Raw genomic sequence first — 15,259 nt, 5'->3', positions numbered from 1 at the left:
AATTCATTCATCTATTCATTATAATCACAATATACATTCAATTACAGGAGGAAACAAGTTATGAATTCTGTTCAAAAGTTACGCTGGGGTATTCTTGGCAGCGCCAACATTGCGATAGGTTCTGTCATTCCTGGCTTACAGCAATCGGAGTTGAACGAGGTTACCGCCATCGCCAGCCGGGACCTTGATAAAGCACAGCAAACCGCTGATAAACTTGGTATTGAAAAGGCTTACGGGAGTTATGAGGCTATTTTGGAGGATGACTCTATTGATGCCGTTTACATTCCGCTGCCGAATCATCTGCACCGGGAATGGACGATCCGCGCAGCACAGGCTGGCAAACATATTTTATGTGAAAAACCACTGGCTCTGACCGAAAAGGAAGCTCTCGAAATGGTTGAAGCTTGTGCGGATGCAGGCGTGCATCTGGCTGAAGCGTTTATGTACCGCCATCACCCGCGTTATGACCAGATTCGTGAAATTATTGCCAGCGGCGAGATCGGTGAGATCCGCGGTATTCACAGTACGTTTTCATTTAACAATTCCGGTTCATCCGGCAACGTGCGTTTCCGTAAAGAATGGGGTGGCGGCGCGCTGTATGATATCGGTTGTTACTCCATAAGTGCGGCCCGGCTTCTGTTAGGGCAGGAACCCAAGGCAGTAACGGTCATCGGCATGTTCTCGCCGGAGCATGATCAGGTCGATATGATGGCGTCCGGTCTGCTTGAATTCGATAACCATGTCGGCGTTACCTTTGACAGCAGCATGTGGGCGGCCTTCCGCAATACGCTGGAGGTGCTTGGCTCCGACGGGATTATTGAAGTGCCTTCTGCTTATATTGCTCGCCAGGACAGCAGCTCCAACTTCTTTGTTACCTCAGGTGGGGAGCGTCGCGAGGTTGAAGTGCAGCAGGTCAATCACTACGCTTTACAGGGGGATGATATGGCACGTGCTGTGCTGCAAGGGAAAGAGCTTCGTTTCTCCCCTTCCGATGCGGCAGCCAATATGAAAGTGCTGGAAGCTTGTCTTCGCTCAGCGGAGGAACGTACACGAATCACCCTGTGAGGCAGCAGCCTAAGGATGAATTAACCCTTTAAGACTAATTGTCTTTGATCAGAGAGGATGGATGAATCAATGGAATTTATTGAAATCGCTGGTGCAGGCAAACCTGTCTCCCGATTAATCAAAGGAACAGACTATTTCGTGCATGATGCCTATGAGAAAGCAGCGACAAACCTGGATGCATTCCTGGCGATCGGTGGCAACACGGTAGATACGGCACATATCTATTGCGGTGGACAGAGCGAAGAGGTTCTCGGACGTTATATGAAGGAACGCGGCAATCGCGACCAGATGGTGATTCTGACTAAAGGAGCACATCACAATCAGCACGGCCCTCGTGTGAACGCGGATGCCATTCGCAGTGACCTGACGGATAGCCTGGAGCGGCTGCAAACGGATCATGTCGAGCTGTATGCGCTCCATCGGGACGATCCCAACATTCCTGTCGCTGTAATCCTGGAAGCACTGAACGAACATATCGAATCTGGCAAAATCGGCGCCATCGGCGCCTCCAACTGGACCTGGCAGCGGCTGGAGGAAGCTAACGCTTATGCCGCATCCCATGGTCTCAAAGGCTTCACGTTCAGCAGCCCGAACCTCAGTCTCGCCAAGGCGAACGAGCCATTCTGGGCAGGCTGTGTATCCGCAGATGCTGAGACGCTCGCATGGCATGAGCAGACACAATTGCCGCTCCTGTCCTGGTCTTCTCAGGCACGCGGTTTCTTCACTGGCCGATTTACGCCTGAAGTACGAGATAATGCTGACCTGGTGCGTGTATTCTACAGCGATGGCAACTGGGAACGACTGCGCCGTGCCGGGGAATTGGCTGAATCGAAGAACACAACAGCTATTCAGATTGCTCTGGCATACGTATTGAATCAGTCCTTCCCGACCTGCGCATTGATCGGCGCACAGAATCAGGCAGAGCTGCTCTCCTGCGACGAAGGCTCACGCATTACGCTCACCTCAGAAGAGATTGCCTGGATTGATCTGGCGAGTGAGGTCAAACCGGCAGGCCTGTAAGTTACCGCCTGAAGTTTTAAACTCGCTAAACGTAAAAACACAAGACGTTAAATAAGCTGATGCGACCAAACAATAAGGGATCAAGGCAAAGAACTTTTCGCCTTGATCCCTTTATTTGGATAGCTCGATAATATGTGCTGTCTGTGGAGTAATTTTCACGCACACGTCGCAAAGTATACTTTTATATCGCTCCACCGTAAATCCCTCATTAAACCTATCTGGAACCATCGGCTGTAGTCAACAAGCTGCGCTGGAACGCTAACGATTCCAGATGACACTATTTACCTCATTTTGGCACACCCTCACATGTAACGATTCGTAGAAACGCTATTTCCACATTTCACGCTCAAATCTGCTCATTTTGAGCTATTTCGGAGGAAATAGCTTCTCTGGAGATCGTTACATTTCTCAGACTGCCAAAATCATGCAAATAAGCTCATCTGAGATCGTTAGCGCAACCTAACGTTTCGCGCACCTTCGCTCATTTGCTTCTCCTCTGCTCACTCACATAAAAAAAAGACATCCACCAGCATACTGCTCACTGGAGAATGTCCTTTAGTTGAATTCATATTTTCATTCTACACCATAGGCACGCAGGGAATCATCGCTTCATTCGCTTACGGTGGCACACCTACGGATTACGAACCAAAAGCGGATTCTATCCTATTCGGCCTACTACAGCTTGATGATTTGACCTGTTTTCTGGGATTCAAATGCAGCCAGGATCACTTGCAGAGAACGCAGGCCCTCTTCACCAGAGATGGTTGGTGGCGTCTTGGTCACGATGGACTCAACAAATGCATCGATCACACCGCTTGGTACTTGCTTTTCGTTTGTCGCCATAGCGCCCACTTTGTACGTTTCAACCGTACCATTGGTCAGCTCAACGATAACCTCGTCGCCATCCACAGTACCGATTTTCATTACGCCGTTCTCACACCATAGCACGGTGCTGTTGTCTCCGCCTCTGTATTGTGTCCAGCTGGCTACGAGTGTGCCAATTGCACCGCTCTTCATGCGAAGCAGACATGTAGCGTTGTCATCCACATCCGTGCCTTCTTTGTGCAGCGTGCTGATAAAACCAGCCACTTCGGATACTTCGTCATTCAGCAAATAACGGATAAAGTCGGATTTGTGCACGCCCAGGTCGCCCATTGCGCCCATGATTGCTTCTTCTTTGCGGAAGAACCAGCTGCCTGCTCCATCTAAACTCCAGCCTTCCGGACCCGGGTGACCAAAAGCAGTACGGAAGGTCAGCACTTTGCCCAATCGGCCGGAATCCAGAATTTCTTTTGCTTTCACGTGCGGCGGCATCAGACGTTGGTTGTGACCTACCATCAGATATACGCCATTTTTCTTAGCCGCCTCAATCATTTGCTCGCCTTCTTCAGTAGAAACCGCCATCGGCTTCTCAACCAGCACATGCTTGCCCGCATTGGCAGCAGCAATCGACATAGGTGCATGCAGATAGTTCGGTGTACATACGCTCACTGCATCTACTGTTGTTTCATTGGCAAGCAATTCCTCATAACTGGAATACGCTTTACCGCCGTACATTTCAGCCATTTCCTGCGCACGCTCCACGACCGGATCAGCAAATGCAACAAGTTCTACGTTCTCATTGGCAGCGTACTCTGGAATATGTCTGCGCTGGGCAATCGCTCCGCAGCCGAATACAGCAACTTTAATTTTACTCATGTACAAAATTCTCCTTTGACAATTAGATTCATGTTTGACACGGTCAGATGTTAAATCTTAAACGAAATTAGGTTAACGCTCTTCAAATTTGGAACCGCTTAAAACTGGTTCAAATAGTTTTGCTTCAGCCAGTTGTGGCTGTTCTCTACGCTCTCGAGCGGCGGGTTCTGGCATACGTCCTGCTCCACGATAAGCCACTCTACACCTGCATTTGTTGCGCTTTCAATTACAGCCGACAGATTTACTTCGCCTTGTCCAAGCTCCAATGTTTTCATCTGACCCTGCTCGTCTTTGCTGAAATCTTTCAAGTGAAGCAGCGGCAAACGGCCCGCATATTTATTAATATACTCGATCGGATTTTGTCCGGCAAACTGCACCCAGCATACGTCCATTTCCACCTGTACCGCTTCCGGTGTCGTTTGAGCGAACATGGCATCAAAAGCATTGGCATCTCCAACCTGACCATGGAATTCAAAGTCATGATTGTGGTAACCAAAGATCAGGCCTTGCTTCGCCGCTTCGGCTCCATACTGCTGTAATTCTTCAAACAGCTTAGTCCAGCCCTCCGCATTGTCCGGGCGATCCTCCGGCATCAGATAAGGGCAGATCATATATTGTGCACCGATCGTTTTCAGGTAATCGATTTGTTTTTGCAAATCCTCGCGCATGGCATGCAGTGATACGTGACTGCTGAATCCTTTCAGACCGAGCTCGTCTAGTAGCGCTTTCATTTCCTCTGCTGGAATGTCGCCATATCCGGCAAATTCGACCCCTTCATAACCAAGGGCGGCTACTTTGCGCAGTGTACCACGAAAGTCTGCTGCAGTTTCATCACGAAGTGTAAAAAGTTGCAAACCAATGTTAAGTTTTTTCATGACAGATACTCCTCTGCTCTCGAAATTTGCTTGCATTGCTCTATCTGGTATCATCCTAACGCAAAACAGGCTAGAATGAACATATACAATATAGTCAGAACATGAACTATCTGCTCAAATTTTATTTTCATCCTGAAGTAGTCCAATCCTTTGGCTATATAACTTCACTCGACCATCACCAGACTCACGGACACAGCTGGATCGAATCAGGGGGAGGCGTACATCTTGGACACATTGCACACATCGGACACATCCACATCCGTACTGATCTGTGACTACTCCTATCATTACAAGGCATTCAGTCATAATATGAAAGGCGAGCTATCCACCTATCTATTCCGTTTGCAGACGGAAGGCTCGTGTAAAGTATACGTGCAGGAGCAGGAATTTCGCATGACAAGCGGTGATTTGCTTTTACTCAAACCGGGAGATGATTACCGCCTTGTGGTGGATGAACCGCATAAGGAAGGGCGTTTGTCCAGCGGCGACTACTACCTGTTCTGTGAAGGCAGCTGGATTGAGAAGTGGTGGAAACGCCAGTCACGTCCTACCGTAAGCCGCATCGGCCTGGATGACAAGCTGATCAGTCTGTGGCGCAACATGCTGCTGGAGAAACGGCGAGGGCCGCTGGAGGAAAATGCAGAGCTCAAGGATGCATTGCTGCGAGGACTATGCCTGTACATTGACCGGGCAATTACGGAAAATATTCAGACAGATCGGGCCGTTTCCTCGGCTCTCAAGCTCAAGCGTTTTATTGAAGAACATGCTACCGTGACGTTCAAGCTGGATGAAGCTGCACGTTACGCCGGACTCAGCCTTTCTCGCGCCGTTCGTTTATTCAAGGAACATTACAACCAGACCATGATTCAGTATGCCATCGAAATCCGTCTGAATGCTGCTCTGGAGCGCATGAAATACAGTGAAATGACATTAGAGCACATTGCCGAATCCTGCGGTTTTGCAAGCTATTCCTATTTCCACCGGGTATTCCGTGCACATTTTGGCGTATCTCCGGCAGAGTACCTTAAATCCAGGCAGCATGAACCGACGGATGATCTGGAACATGTGTAACACTGCTGCTCATAGCAAAATGAAAAACGCTTCGGGCTTCACACATACAATTGTATGTCTCTCCCAAAGCGTTTTATATATGAACATTAGAGTCAACCTCGTATGTTCGCATGTTAATTCAAATCAGATTGAATGCGTTCAGTATATAATTTCATGTCAGGCAAGGCATCAGAATGAAATCTTCCAACCGTACAGCTTCAATCGCGCCCTATGCCCGATGCTCACCTTTGTTGCGGAAATAATTATGCAAAAACTCTTTGGCACGTTCCGATTTCGGGTGGTTAAACACTTCATCGGGTGTACCTTCTTCAACAATTTTACCTTTATCCAGAAACAACACCTTGGTTGCCACTTCATAAACAAAGCTCATTTCGTGCGAAACGAGAAGCATCGTTTGTCCCGAAGCAGCTGTCTTTTTGATCGTCTGCAGCACTTCACCCACGAGCTCCGGGTCAAGCGCAGAAGTTGGCTCGTCCAGCAGCAGCAGCTTGGGTTTCATCGCAAGTGCACGTGCAATACCCACACGCTGCTGCTGGCCCCCAGACAGATGTTTCGGATAATAATGTGCACGTTCGGACAAGCCGACCTGCTCCAGCTGCAATTTAGCCAGTTCAGTCGCTTCTTTATCATTCATTTTTTTGACAACCTTCAAGCCTTCTTTTACATTATCCAGAGCCGTACGGTGCTGGAACAGGTTGAAGTGCTGGAATACCATAGCCGTCTGCTTGCGCAGTTCAAGCCGCTGCTTGTTTGTAATTGTACTGAAATCAACTTTGAAGCCTTCCAGATCCAGCTGACCCTGATCGGCTGCTTCCAGACAGTTTAATGCGCGTAGAAAAGTAGATTTCCCTGCACCCGAAGAGCCAATTAGCGCCACAACATCTCCCTTCTGAATATCGACCGAAAGATCATTCAGAATCAGATTGTTATGGAAGGATTTTGACAGATGACTTACCTTGATCATTAAATGCCCCTCCTTCCCCATGAAAACCAGCCGCGATTCATCGTTTGCTGCACTGGATCAGGAATAGAGAAGCGTTTCTCCAGAAAACGAAGAATCTGTTCGATAATAATGGTCATCACCCAATAGATGAGGGCTAGAGCCAGATATACTTCGAAAAAGCGGAAGTTGCTGCCCGAAATAATTTTACCTTGTGCAGTCATCTCAATAACCCCTGCAACAAACGCGAGTGATGTGCCTTTTAACAGACCTATAAGGGCATTGCCAAGAGGTGGAATCGCTACAACGAGTGCTTGGGGAACAATAACTCTCTTCAGCACTTGAAGATAGGTCATGCCAAGGGATTCCGCTGCTTCAATCTGCCCTTTGTTTACGGATTGCAGGGCTGCACGAATCGTCTCGGAATTGTAAGCTGCCTCATTAAATGCAAATGTCACAAGTACAAAAAGCATTGCGGGTACCGCATTAATGTTGTAATCGGTGCCGTACTGCTGGTTGATAAACTTTAATAACAGCGGTATCCCGTTATACGTCAGATAGAGCTGTACGATGATCGGTGTCCCCCGGATGAACGAAATAAACAGCGTGACAAGCTGGCTGAGTACTGGTACTTTTTTCATGCGTATCACCGCAAACAGCAAAGCAAAGACCAGACCTACAACCATTGAAATCGCCGTAATCTGCAGACTCACAGGAAGAACCTCTAACAGACGAGGGATGGCTGAAAATACCGCGTTGATATCAAAAATTTCTCCCATGGTTTACATCCTTCCACCTTCATTTTCAAAAAAAAGCAAGAGCGGAATTACTTCCACTCTTTCACAGTTAAACGTTCGCCCTCGCGTATAATTTCAGTGTTGTAGCGCTCTTTGCTCACATTATTAAGCCTTTCAACTAAAGAAGCCGTAGCCTCCTCCGAAGCTAGCACAGGCAAACCTCGTTTGGTCACGCGGGCATGAGTTAATCTGAGATCAATCGGAATCAACTCATAATCAAACTTCTGCTGATCTGCATTCAGGTCAAACGAAATCAGGAAGTTCTCCGAAAATTTCCGGTGACTATAGAAGCCCTGCCAGTTTCCATCGCTATCTTTGGTTCTGTTCTTGTGAAGCGTGGAGGGAGATTCATTTTCTGCATAACCGTAAGCAGTGAACATCTCAGGAGATATAATGGATTCCCCCGCCTCAAATTCCATGATCAAGCTGCCAATGTTATAGAAAATCGGCTGACCCTGATACAGCTCCACACCTCTTGTAAAATGCGCACCATGTCCGAATACACAATGAGCTCCTGCATCCACAGCACTTCTTGCGAAATTCTCGATAAATTCCGCCGGATAATCCGAATACCAGTCCTCATTCTCTCCCTCGTGCGTATGCAGATTAACGAAAACAAAATCACTGCGTTCTTTGGCATCACGGATCGTTTCCAGAATCTCCTGCTGATCCTGGGCATGCGCTGTTGTTTTAACGCGAGAGTTGTCGCCCTTTTCAAAGGTCAGATAACCCTCAAACAATGATCCAAACTCATAGTGATTTTCGGATTTGCTCTTGAATGTCTCAATCCGTTTACCTGTTTCCATACTTGCAGCAATGCCAATCCGTTCGCTAATGCCCTTCAATGCCTCAAAATCCTGCTCATTAACCACATACGTACGTGACCAGCGAAGCGGATTCAGACCTGGACGGGCGGGAACACCGTTCCCCGGATTGGAGGCAGCAAATACTTCGCTGCGTGTTACACCAATCGTAATGATGGCAATTCGTCCATCAGCCGTATCGATAAATACCGGCTTACGAGCTTCGTGCAGACTCATTCCAACTCCCAGAGGAATCAGACCGCGCTGTTCCGCTTCAGCAAGCGTATCCGTAAGTCCTTCGATGCCGTAATCACCCGTGTGGTTGTTGGCAAAGCCGACGTAGCGAATATTCAAACGTGCAAACTCGTCCAGCGTTTTGGGACGTACACTGGTCTGGTATCCCCGGCCTGCGGCCGGTACTGTATTTTTACGCGGGGTAACAAATTCAGCATTGGTGAAAACCTCATCAGCTTCCTTTAAAAGAGCCAGCAGGTTCGGGTCCATGGTTTTATCTACATGACTGCTGGAAAACAACGCATCTCCTGTAACGATAAATTTCATGTGATCCCCTTCCCTACTCCATCAATTCTTTCTTCGGCAGATAGTCGCCGCCGAGCTGCTCTTCACTGATCTTGAGCAATGTTCCATCATTGTACATTTCTTTAATTCTTTTGTTCACCGCATCCAGCAATGCACTGTCCGCCGACTTGGAGAACAGGATGTAGGAACCCGGGTCACTATTTTCTGTAGAGAATGGAACCACTTTCAGGTTAGTGAAGCCATGCTCCTTGATTGCTTTTTCCGCAGAAACACGAGAAATAATGCGAACGTCGTATTTTCCTGCTTCAATGCCTTCAAATTGTTTAACAAAGTTTTCTTCGGTGTACATAATATCTGCTTTGGCATCCGGATGCTCTGTATTATAGTTCTCCAGCAGCGTTGCACCTGAGTTGCCTACTTCGGTTACTGCCTTGTATCCTTTCAAATCTTCAATCGATTTAAGGGTGTTATCATCCTTGCGTACCACAAAAACGTTAGCATTTTCGATAATAGGCAAAGAGAAATTATATTTGCTGCGTCGTTCTGGATTGGAACTGAAGTTGTTGGCTCCTAATTGAAAACGTCCATTATCCAGACCTGTCAGAATGCCTTCAAACTCAATCGCTTGTACTTCAAGTTTATACTCAGGGAGCTTCTCGAAAATGGCTTTCATGACTTCGACATCATAACCGGTAAGTGTACCGTCTTTATCGTAGCTGAACGGGTTACTCACGCCGCTTGTTGCCGCAATAATCGTCTTCTGACCGGATTCCGCACCCGCACCTGAACTCGCTTCGTTTTTGTTGCCACAACCGGCAATCATCAACCCGAGCACTAATAAAAGAATTCCCGGCACAAATTTCTTCTTCATTGTTATATCCCCCTTGTTGTGTTATCTCTCTGTTATTCTAACCATGAATTATAATTCATAGTAAATTAGTATGAAATGTATTATGTCACGGTGTATATACTCTGTCAAGGTAATTCGACAAAGACAACTACATATTACGACACCTTTCTACATTCTCCGAACGACACTTTTCTACATCCTCCGAATTAAACTTTCCTGTGACTCTTCTCCGGCAAAAATGTACAATATTAGAAACAGCTTCTTAAAAATCCAAGCATCATCTATTCAATCTCAACTATATTAAACTGGAGCGATCCCATGAACCCTAAACGTAAGGTCTGCTGTTCATCCTTGTAACATTCATCTTTGTCTTCATTACATGCTGCATTAGCCTGCAGTTATTGGCTGCTGGCTGGCTTCCAGAGAAATTCGTCAAATGTCACCTCGCATGCTCGTGATTGAATAAACAACAAATAGCCCTTACCTGTTCACTCGATAGGTAAGGGCTATTTAGCATTTTTCCGTTAATTTCGCCACTTCTTCGCCAGCTCGCTAATCTGATGCGGTGTTGTACGGCAGCAGCCTCCAATAATCTGGGCACCCGCAGCAACCCATTGCTCCGATGCGTCCTTCATACTGCCACAGGAACCTTGGCCGCTCCATGTTTTGGTTTCCGCATCGTAAGTCTCGCCTGAATTGGGATATACGATAACCGGTTTATCACTGGCACGGCGCAAGATACCAATCGCTTCCGTAACGACTTCCATTGGAGCGCAGTTCAGACCAATCGCCGCAAGCTGCCGCTCGGAACCAAATGTCTGTGCACATACCTGAAGCGGTGTGCCTTCGCTGATGCTTGTCCCGTCTTTTAACGAGAACGAAAGCCAGGCACATGTCTCCGGGAACTCCTTGAGCAATTCAACCAACACCCGAGCCTCCTGCAATGAAGGGATCGTCTCGAGCGCCAGCACATCTGCTCCCGCTTCAACCAGCGCTGCCATACGCGGACGATGGAATGCTGCCAATGTCTCATCCGATACGCCATAATGCCCCACGTACTCTGAACCATCCGCCAGATAAGCACCGTATGGCCCAACGGAGCCAGCGACTATAGGGCGCGGACGACCCAGCTTCTCACCACCCGTATGCTCACCTGTACGATTTTCACTCTGCTCGTTTCCCACGTTCTCGGCACGTCCCGAAGACACTTCTGCAAGTGGTCTCGTTGAACTGCCGCCTTCTACTGTGACACCCTGCACTTCTGCCCACACGTCATCTCTCGCCTTTGCAGCAAGCTCTACCGTCTTGCGAATCAACTCCAGCGCAGCCTTCTCTCCAATGCCACGCTTGCGGAAACCTTCGACAGTGGCCTGATAGCTTGAAGTAATTGCACAATCCGCTCCTGCACGAAAATAATCCGCGTGTACCTGCACAATGACATCCGGGTTCTCCAGCAGCACACGTGCAGACCAGAGCGGATCATCCAGATCACAGCCATGCTGCTCAAGCTCCGTAGCCAGTGCACCATCCAGAATCATGAGTGGATAGTCGTTCAGAATACGTTGAATTACATTGATATCATTCGTTTGCTCCATTTTAGTCATGGGGTCAACCCTCTTTTCTTCTTCGTACGATCTGTCAGGTAATATACGATGTAACACAGAATAATGAATGGAATACCGCAGTATAAAGCAATTCGCTGTGTCGGATCAAAAGCAATGCCGATGCAGGAGGCCAGGCACAGCAAAAATGAAACGATAGGTACGATTGGATATAGCGGTGTCCGGTAAACCAGATCCTGCACTTTGTTTCCTTCTCGCAGATACTGTCTGCGGAACATATACTGAGACACGCTGATGCTCATCCATACCGCCACTACAGCAAGACCCGAGATAGAGACAAGTGTAATATACACGGTTCCAGGTGCAATGATGCTGGACAGCAATGCCAGCGCACCACCAGCCATGCTGAGCACCAGCGCGTTGAACGGCACACCACGCTTGGTCAAGCGCGCAAACGATGGAGAGATGGTCTTTTTATCTGCCAGTGACCATAACATTCGTGAGGAAGCATATAATCCCGAGTTAGCTGCGGAAAGAATCGCCGTTAGAATAACAAAATTCATAATGTCTGCCGCATACGGAACACCAATCCGTTCCATCACGGCTACAAATGGACTTTCCAGCACGCTTGCGTCCGACATCGGCAGCAGCGCAGACAAAATAACAATTGTACCGATAAAGAAAATAATCAGACGCCATAATGTCGTATGAATGGCTTTTGGAATGTTTTTTTCCGGGTTTTCCGTCTCTCCGGCAGCAATGCCAATCAGCTCTGTACCCGAAAAGGCAAAGTTCACGGCCAGCATCGTCATTAATATGGCTGTGGCTCCATGCGGAAACCAACCTGATGCTGTAATGTTGGTAAAGAGTGGCGCCGGAGACGCATCTGCCATCGGAATAATCCCAAACATGGCAGCCCCGCCAATAATAATAAAGAGCACAATCGTCATCACCTTCACCAAGGAGAACCAAAATTCGGATTCGGCAAACAGTTTAACCGTGAACGCATTAAACAGAAAAATCATCAGAGCAAACAGTGCACTCCATATCCAGACATTTACGGACGGGAACCAGCGCTGCATCAGCAGCCCGGCTGCCGTAAATTCTGAGCCCAGTGCGACTGTCCAGGTCAGCCAGTACAGCCAGGCAACCGTATAACCTGTAGCTGGGCCGATATATTTGGCTGCGTAGCTGTGGAATGCACCCGTCTCTGGCATATATACTGATAATTCGCCCAGACAGAGCATAACCAGATACACGACGAGTGCCCCGATGAGATAGGATAAAATGGTACCGAGCGGTCCCGCCTGCTGAATCGTGTACCCCGAACTAAGGAATAATCCCGTTCCAATGACGCCGCCAAGCGAAAGCATGACCACATGTCTCGTTTGCATCTTACGCTGAAAATGACCTTTATCGCTGTTATTCTCCATATGACATACTCCCTGCTTCTTCATCCAGAGCAAACAAAAAAGACCCACTCTTCCCGAAGAGTGCGCCTCTACTGACAAATAAAAACAACTGCTCCTATCTATCAGGCTTTCACCCGCTGGAATTAGCACAGTATCCTTCAGATCTGTTGCTGAGGTTTCTAAGGGCCAGTCCCTCCACCTCTCTGGATAAGAAAATGATTTTTTATAACTATATCGACTGCCACCTGATGTGTCAACATTTAAATAGAATTACGCCTGCATCCTGTTCCAATAGCCTGCTCCCTCTACAAAATTCCAACGAGCTACTCTGTAGAAGACCCCGGATTCACAATTCTGGTCTTGACCTCATATGTGATGGGCACCTTCGCAAACACCTCATCCCAGTGATCCTTCACCTTCTTCCATGTCTTCGGATATTTGATTCGAATTGTGTCCCGAAAATCGGCAACATCCACCTGATACGTATGCTGGAGTTTATACAACATATCCTTAATCTGCTGTTCAACCAATTTTGCAAAATCCTTTTCCAAATCATCCCGATAAGCTCCCTTCTCCTCCTTTTCCGGAGCTCGCCAATCCTCCATCATCCAACCATCAGATTCGGCTTTAATGTGGAATGAAATGTCATCACCAACTACTTTCGGAATAATCTTGGTTCTTTTCTTTTTGATCTCATAGATTACCGTAAATCCTTCCTTGCTGTAGGTCTTGATGACTCCACCCTTTTGATTTGGTCTGAGCCAGGACAGAGCCTCCAGATCCGTTTGGTCAAGCTCACCGATAAACTTCTTGGTTTTGGCATCGAAGATGCTGCCGCCCGAGAACTTGTCCTCCCCGTTATAGTTCAGTACATTCTGCAATAGAAAACTCGACTCGGATTGCATCTGGGCATCAAGCTTCGCGAGCGATACAGGCTCCAGAATTTTGTTGGAAATATAATAATTATTCGTAATCCCCGTAAGATAAAATGCCGGAATGCGTGACGGGTCATTAGATGTAAGCACATCTACCGCACGATGATGACTGATCAGCACCAGACAGTTCGGGCGAATGTCGTTATCGCGCAGTATAAAATCCAGCAGCTGATCCAGCCCGTATTTTTTGGCAATATCCTTGGAAATCACAATGACCTTAAGGTGATGTCCAATGAGAGGGCGATCACGGCGCAAGGCAAACTGACGGAAAATCTGCAGCAAGGAATCACCAGAAAGCCGTTCATTGGAATAAGACGTTTTACCGGATGCAGGTGATCCTGACTGCTCACTTTTTTGGCTGCTGGAATATCCTGGCGCAATCTGAACGGTAGCTGTTACATTGTCCAGCTTGGGATAACGTCCTCCCTGCTCCGCAATTTTTTTCTCAAACTCGGTTTCTTGACCCACATCAATACCGAGAGCAACGTACAAGCTCAAGTCCTCAATTTCTCTGCTGCTCCAGCAGCCTGAGAGTAAACTCAGGATGGTCACAACGCAAGTGATCCGTCCCAGCAGGCGAAAGAAAATCATGCGTGCTTGCCTCCTTTTTTACGTATCATGCTTATGACCAACAGGATCAAGGGCAAGATGGCGAACAGCAAAACCGAAGCGTTACCCAGCATATCGCCAAGTGCAAAGGTTTCATCTACATTTTTGGGCATCATCGCCGCTATATATATAATAGGCAGCAGAACATACATGATCTTGCCCATTTTTTTGGTCTTGAATAAGTCACGAATGCCTACTGAAGCACAGTAATGGGTAATTGCAAACGTGGAGAAGATCTGCATAATCCAGATAACCAGCAGGAGCGATTCAAAGCGCTCAAAGATCAAGCCTTGTATTTCGAAGCTTCGTACCAATTCCAGCGTCGGCCAAGTCCTCGTTTTGATTCCGTCAAGTGAAAGGCTTCCTACAACCATGACCACCGTAATGAGGTAGACAGCAGTGGAAACAGCAATGCCCCATGTTATCGCTTTATTGCTTTTTTTCGGATTCTGCATATATGCCGTAATGACCAGCATGACCTCGTAACCTGTATAAGACAACAGCGATGGCTTCAAGCCCTTAATGATTGGCATGATCCCTTCACCCAAAACAGGCCTTAAATTGCTGATCTCGAACAATTGATTGCTAAGCAGAATTTCCATAACAAAGATGACCAGTGTAATGGGCAGAATGATCTCAAATACACGCAGGATCACCGATAACCCGCCAGAGATGAGATAGACGCCAATCCACATAAATACCATCACAATGGCCCATGTCGGTGTACGCTCAAGCAGATACATACCCGTTACATCAGCCATCACTCTGATCTCAAAGGCAGCAATAATCATGAAATACAAGATCATCGAACATCCCAGAATGTACGCGATCCAGCGTCCGGTAATTTCCCTTGTGAATTGAAATACTGTTTTTTCGGGAAATCGGCGGCACAGGGTCACAAGAATGATACCCACTCCTGTGATGATTAGCCCGGACAAAATAATGGAGATCCAGACGTCAGGTGTTCCCACCGCTTTGCTCATCGTTCGTGGCAGCGTTAATATCCCTGCACCCAGCATATAATTGACGATGATCACAACCGCCTGTGTAGTACTTATTTTCCCCTGAGCGTCATTCACTTC

The 15,259-nt window shown here is 47.5% G+C and carries 13 protein-coding genes and 1 riboswitch; of the genes, 3 read left to right on the top strand and 10 right to left on the bottom strand.

The window, feature by feature from the left end:
• Positions 1-60: 60 nt before the first annotated feature.
• Together HNR77_RS10140 and HNR77_RS10135 are read left to right on the top strand one after the other, a co-directional pair.
• Entirely contained in the window at positions 61-1,065 is a 1,005-nt protein-coding gene (locus HNR77_RS10140; protein WP_184183267.1) for a Gfo/Idh/MocA family protein, read from the top strand.
• Positions 1,066-1,134: 69 nt separating this feature from the next.
• On the top strand, positions 1,135-2,085 hold the full coding sequence (locus tag HNR77_RS10135; RefSeq protein WP_184183264.1) for an aldo/keto reductase: 951 nt from the start codon (positions 1,135-1,137) through the stop codon (positions 2,083-2,085).
• A 675-nt stretch (positions 2,086-2,760) separates the two neighbouring features.
• Here HNR77_RS10135 and HNR77_RS10130 read toward each other — a convergent pair.
• Positions 2,761-3,783 (bottom strand): Gfo/Idh/MocA family protein, encoded by a 1,023-nt coding sequence (locus HNR77_RS10130; protein WP_184183261.1) that lies wholly within the window; start codon positions 3,781-3,783, stop codon positions 2,761-2,763.
• Positions 3,784-3,881: 98 nt separating this feature from the next.
• Positions 3,882-4,658, bottom strand: a complete 777-nt coding sequence (locus HNR77_RS10125) for a sugar phosphate isomerase/epimerase family protein (RefSeq protein ID WP_184183258.1) — start codon at positions 4,656-4,658, stop codon at positions 3,882-3,884.
• A 225-nt stretch (positions 4,659-4,883) separates the two neighbouring features.
• On the opposite strand from HNR77_RS10125, the gene HNR77_RS10120 reads away from it, so the two are divergent.
• Positions 4,884-5,729: a helix-turn-helix domain-containing protein gene (locus tag HNR77_RS10120; RefSeq protein WP_260410463.1), complete on the top strand. Its 846-nt coding sequence runs from the start codon at positions 4,884-4,886 to the stop codon at positions 5,727-5,729.
• Between the two features lie 208 nt (positions 5,730-5,937).
• Here HNR77_RS10120 and HNR77_RS10115 read toward each other — a convergent pair whose 3' ends face one another.
• The 8 genes from HNR77_RS10115 to HNR77_RS10080 form a co-directional block, all read right to left on the bottom strand.
• A complete protein-coding gene (locus HNR77_RS10115; RefSeq protein ID WP_184183255.1) occupies positions 5,938-6,693 on the bottom strand; it encodes an amino acid ABC transporter ATP-binding protein in 756 nt (251 codons plus the stop codon).
• Positions 6,693-7,448 carry an amino acid ABC transporter permease gene (locus HNR77_RS10110; protein ID WP_184183252.1) on the bottom strand — a complete coding sequence of 252 codons (756 nt, stop codon included), beginning with the start codon at positions 7,446-7,448 and terminating at the stop codon, positions 6,693-6,695. Before HNR77_RS10110 ends, HNR77_RS10115 begins: the two co-directional genes overlap by 1 nt.
• 47 nt (positions 7,449-7,495) lie before the next feature.
• Positions 7,496-8,830, bottom strand: a complete 1,335-nt coding sequence (locus HNR77_RS10105) for a CapA family protein (protein WP_184183249.1) — start codon at positions 8,828-8,830, stop codon at positions 7,496-7,498.
• 13 nt (positions 8,831-8,843) lie between these two features.
• Positions 8,844-9,680, bottom strand: coding sequence for a transporter substrate-binding domain-containing protein (locus tag HNR77_RS10100; RefSeq protein ID WP_111272682.1), 837 nt, complete (start codon positions 9,678-9,680; stop codon positions 8,844-8,846).
• A 503-nt stretch (positions 9,681-10,183) separates the two neighbouring features.
• The gene (mmuM, locus tag HNR77_RS10095; RefSeq protein ID WP_260410492.1) at positions 10,184-11,254 is read right to left on the bottom strand and encodes a homocysteine S-methyltransferase; all 1,071 of its coding nucleotides are present in this window, start codon (positions 11,252-11,254) and stop codon (positions 10,184-10,186) included.
• A gap of 5 nt (positions 11,255-11,259) precedes the next feature.
• Entirely contained in the window at positions 11,260-12,654 is a 1,395-nt protein-coding gene (gene mmuP, locus HNR77_RS10090) for an S-methylmethionine permease (protein ID WP_184183243.1), read from the bottom strand.
• A gap of 91 nt (positions 12,655-12,745) precedes the next feature.
• Positions 12,746-12,847: riboswitch (SAM riboswitch) on the bottom strand.
• A 109-nt stretch (positions 12,848-12,956) separates the two neighbouring features.
• The gene (locus tag HNR77_RS10085) at positions 12,957-14,159 is read right to left on the bottom strand and encodes a Ger(x)C family spore germination protein (protein ID WP_184183240.1); all 1,203 of its coding nucleotides are present in this window, start codon (positions 14,157-14,159) and stop codon (positions 12,957-12,959) included.
• The gene (locus tag HNR77_RS10080) at positions 14,156-15,256 is read right to left on the bottom strand and encodes a GerAB/ArcD/ProY family transporter (RefSeq protein ID WP_184183236.1); all 1,101 of its coding nucleotides are present in this window, start codon (positions 15,254-15,256) and stop codon (positions 14,156-14,158) included. The genes HNR77_RS10085 and HNR77_RS10080 overlap by 4 nt, the downstream gene beginning before the upstream one ends.
• Between the last annotated feature and the right edge of the window lie 3 nt (positions 15,257-15,259).

The organism is Paenibacillus sp. JGP012, assembly GCF_014203995.1.
Taxonomy (GTDB): Bacteria; Bacillota; Bacilli; order Paenibacillales; family Paenibacillaceae; genus Paenibacillus; species Paenibacillus silvae.
Note: the sequence above shows the minus strand (reverse complement) of the source record. Positions and strands in the feature narration are given on the sequence as shown.

Bases quoted from the DNA above. Each gene is read 5' to 3' on its own strand.
- HNR77_RS10140 (WP_184183267.1), top strand. From the start codon at position 61: ATGAATTCTGTTCAAAAGTTACGCTGGGGTATTCTTGGCAGCGCCAAC.
- HNR77_RS10135 (WP_184183264.1), top strand. From the start codon at position 1,135: ATGGAATTTATTGAAATCGCTGGTGCAGGCAAACCTGTCTCCCGATTA.
- HNR77_RS10130 (WP_184183261.1), bottom strand. From the start codon at position 3,783: ATGAGTAAAATTAAAGTTGCTGTATTCGGCTGCGGAGCGATTGCCCAG.
- HNR77_RS10125 (WP_184183258.1), bottom strand. From the start codon at position 4,658: ATGAAAAAACTTAACATTGGTTTGCAACTTTTTACACTTCGTGATGAA.
- HNR77_RS10115 (WP_184183255.1), bottom strand. From the start codon at position 6,693: ATGATCAAGGTAAGTCATCTGTCAAAATCCTTCCATAACAATCTGATT.
- HNR77_RS10110 (WP_184183252.1), bottom strand. From the start codon at position 7,448: ATGGGAGAAATTTTTGATATCAACGCGGTATTTTCAGCCATCCCTCGT.
- HNR77_RS10105 (WP_184183249.1), bottom strand. From the start codon at position 8,830: ATGAAATTTATCGTTACAGGAGATGCGTTGTTTTCCAGCAGTCATGTA.
- HNR77_RS10100 (WP_111272682.1), bottom strand. From the start codon at position 9,680: ATGAAGAAGAAATTTGTGCCGGGAATTCTTTTATTAGTGCTCGGGTTG.
- mmuM (WP_260410492.1), bottom strand. From the start codon at position 11,254: ATGGAGCAAACGAATGATATCAATGTAATTCAACGTATTCTGAACGAC.
- mmuP (WP_184183243.1), bottom strand. From the start codon at position 12,654: ATGGAGAATAACAGCGATAAAGGTCATTTTCAGCGTAAGATGCAAACG.
- HNR77_RS10085 (WP_184183240.1), bottom strand. From the start codon at position 14,159: ATGATTTTCTTTCGCCTGCTGGGACGGATCACTTGCGTTGTGACCATC.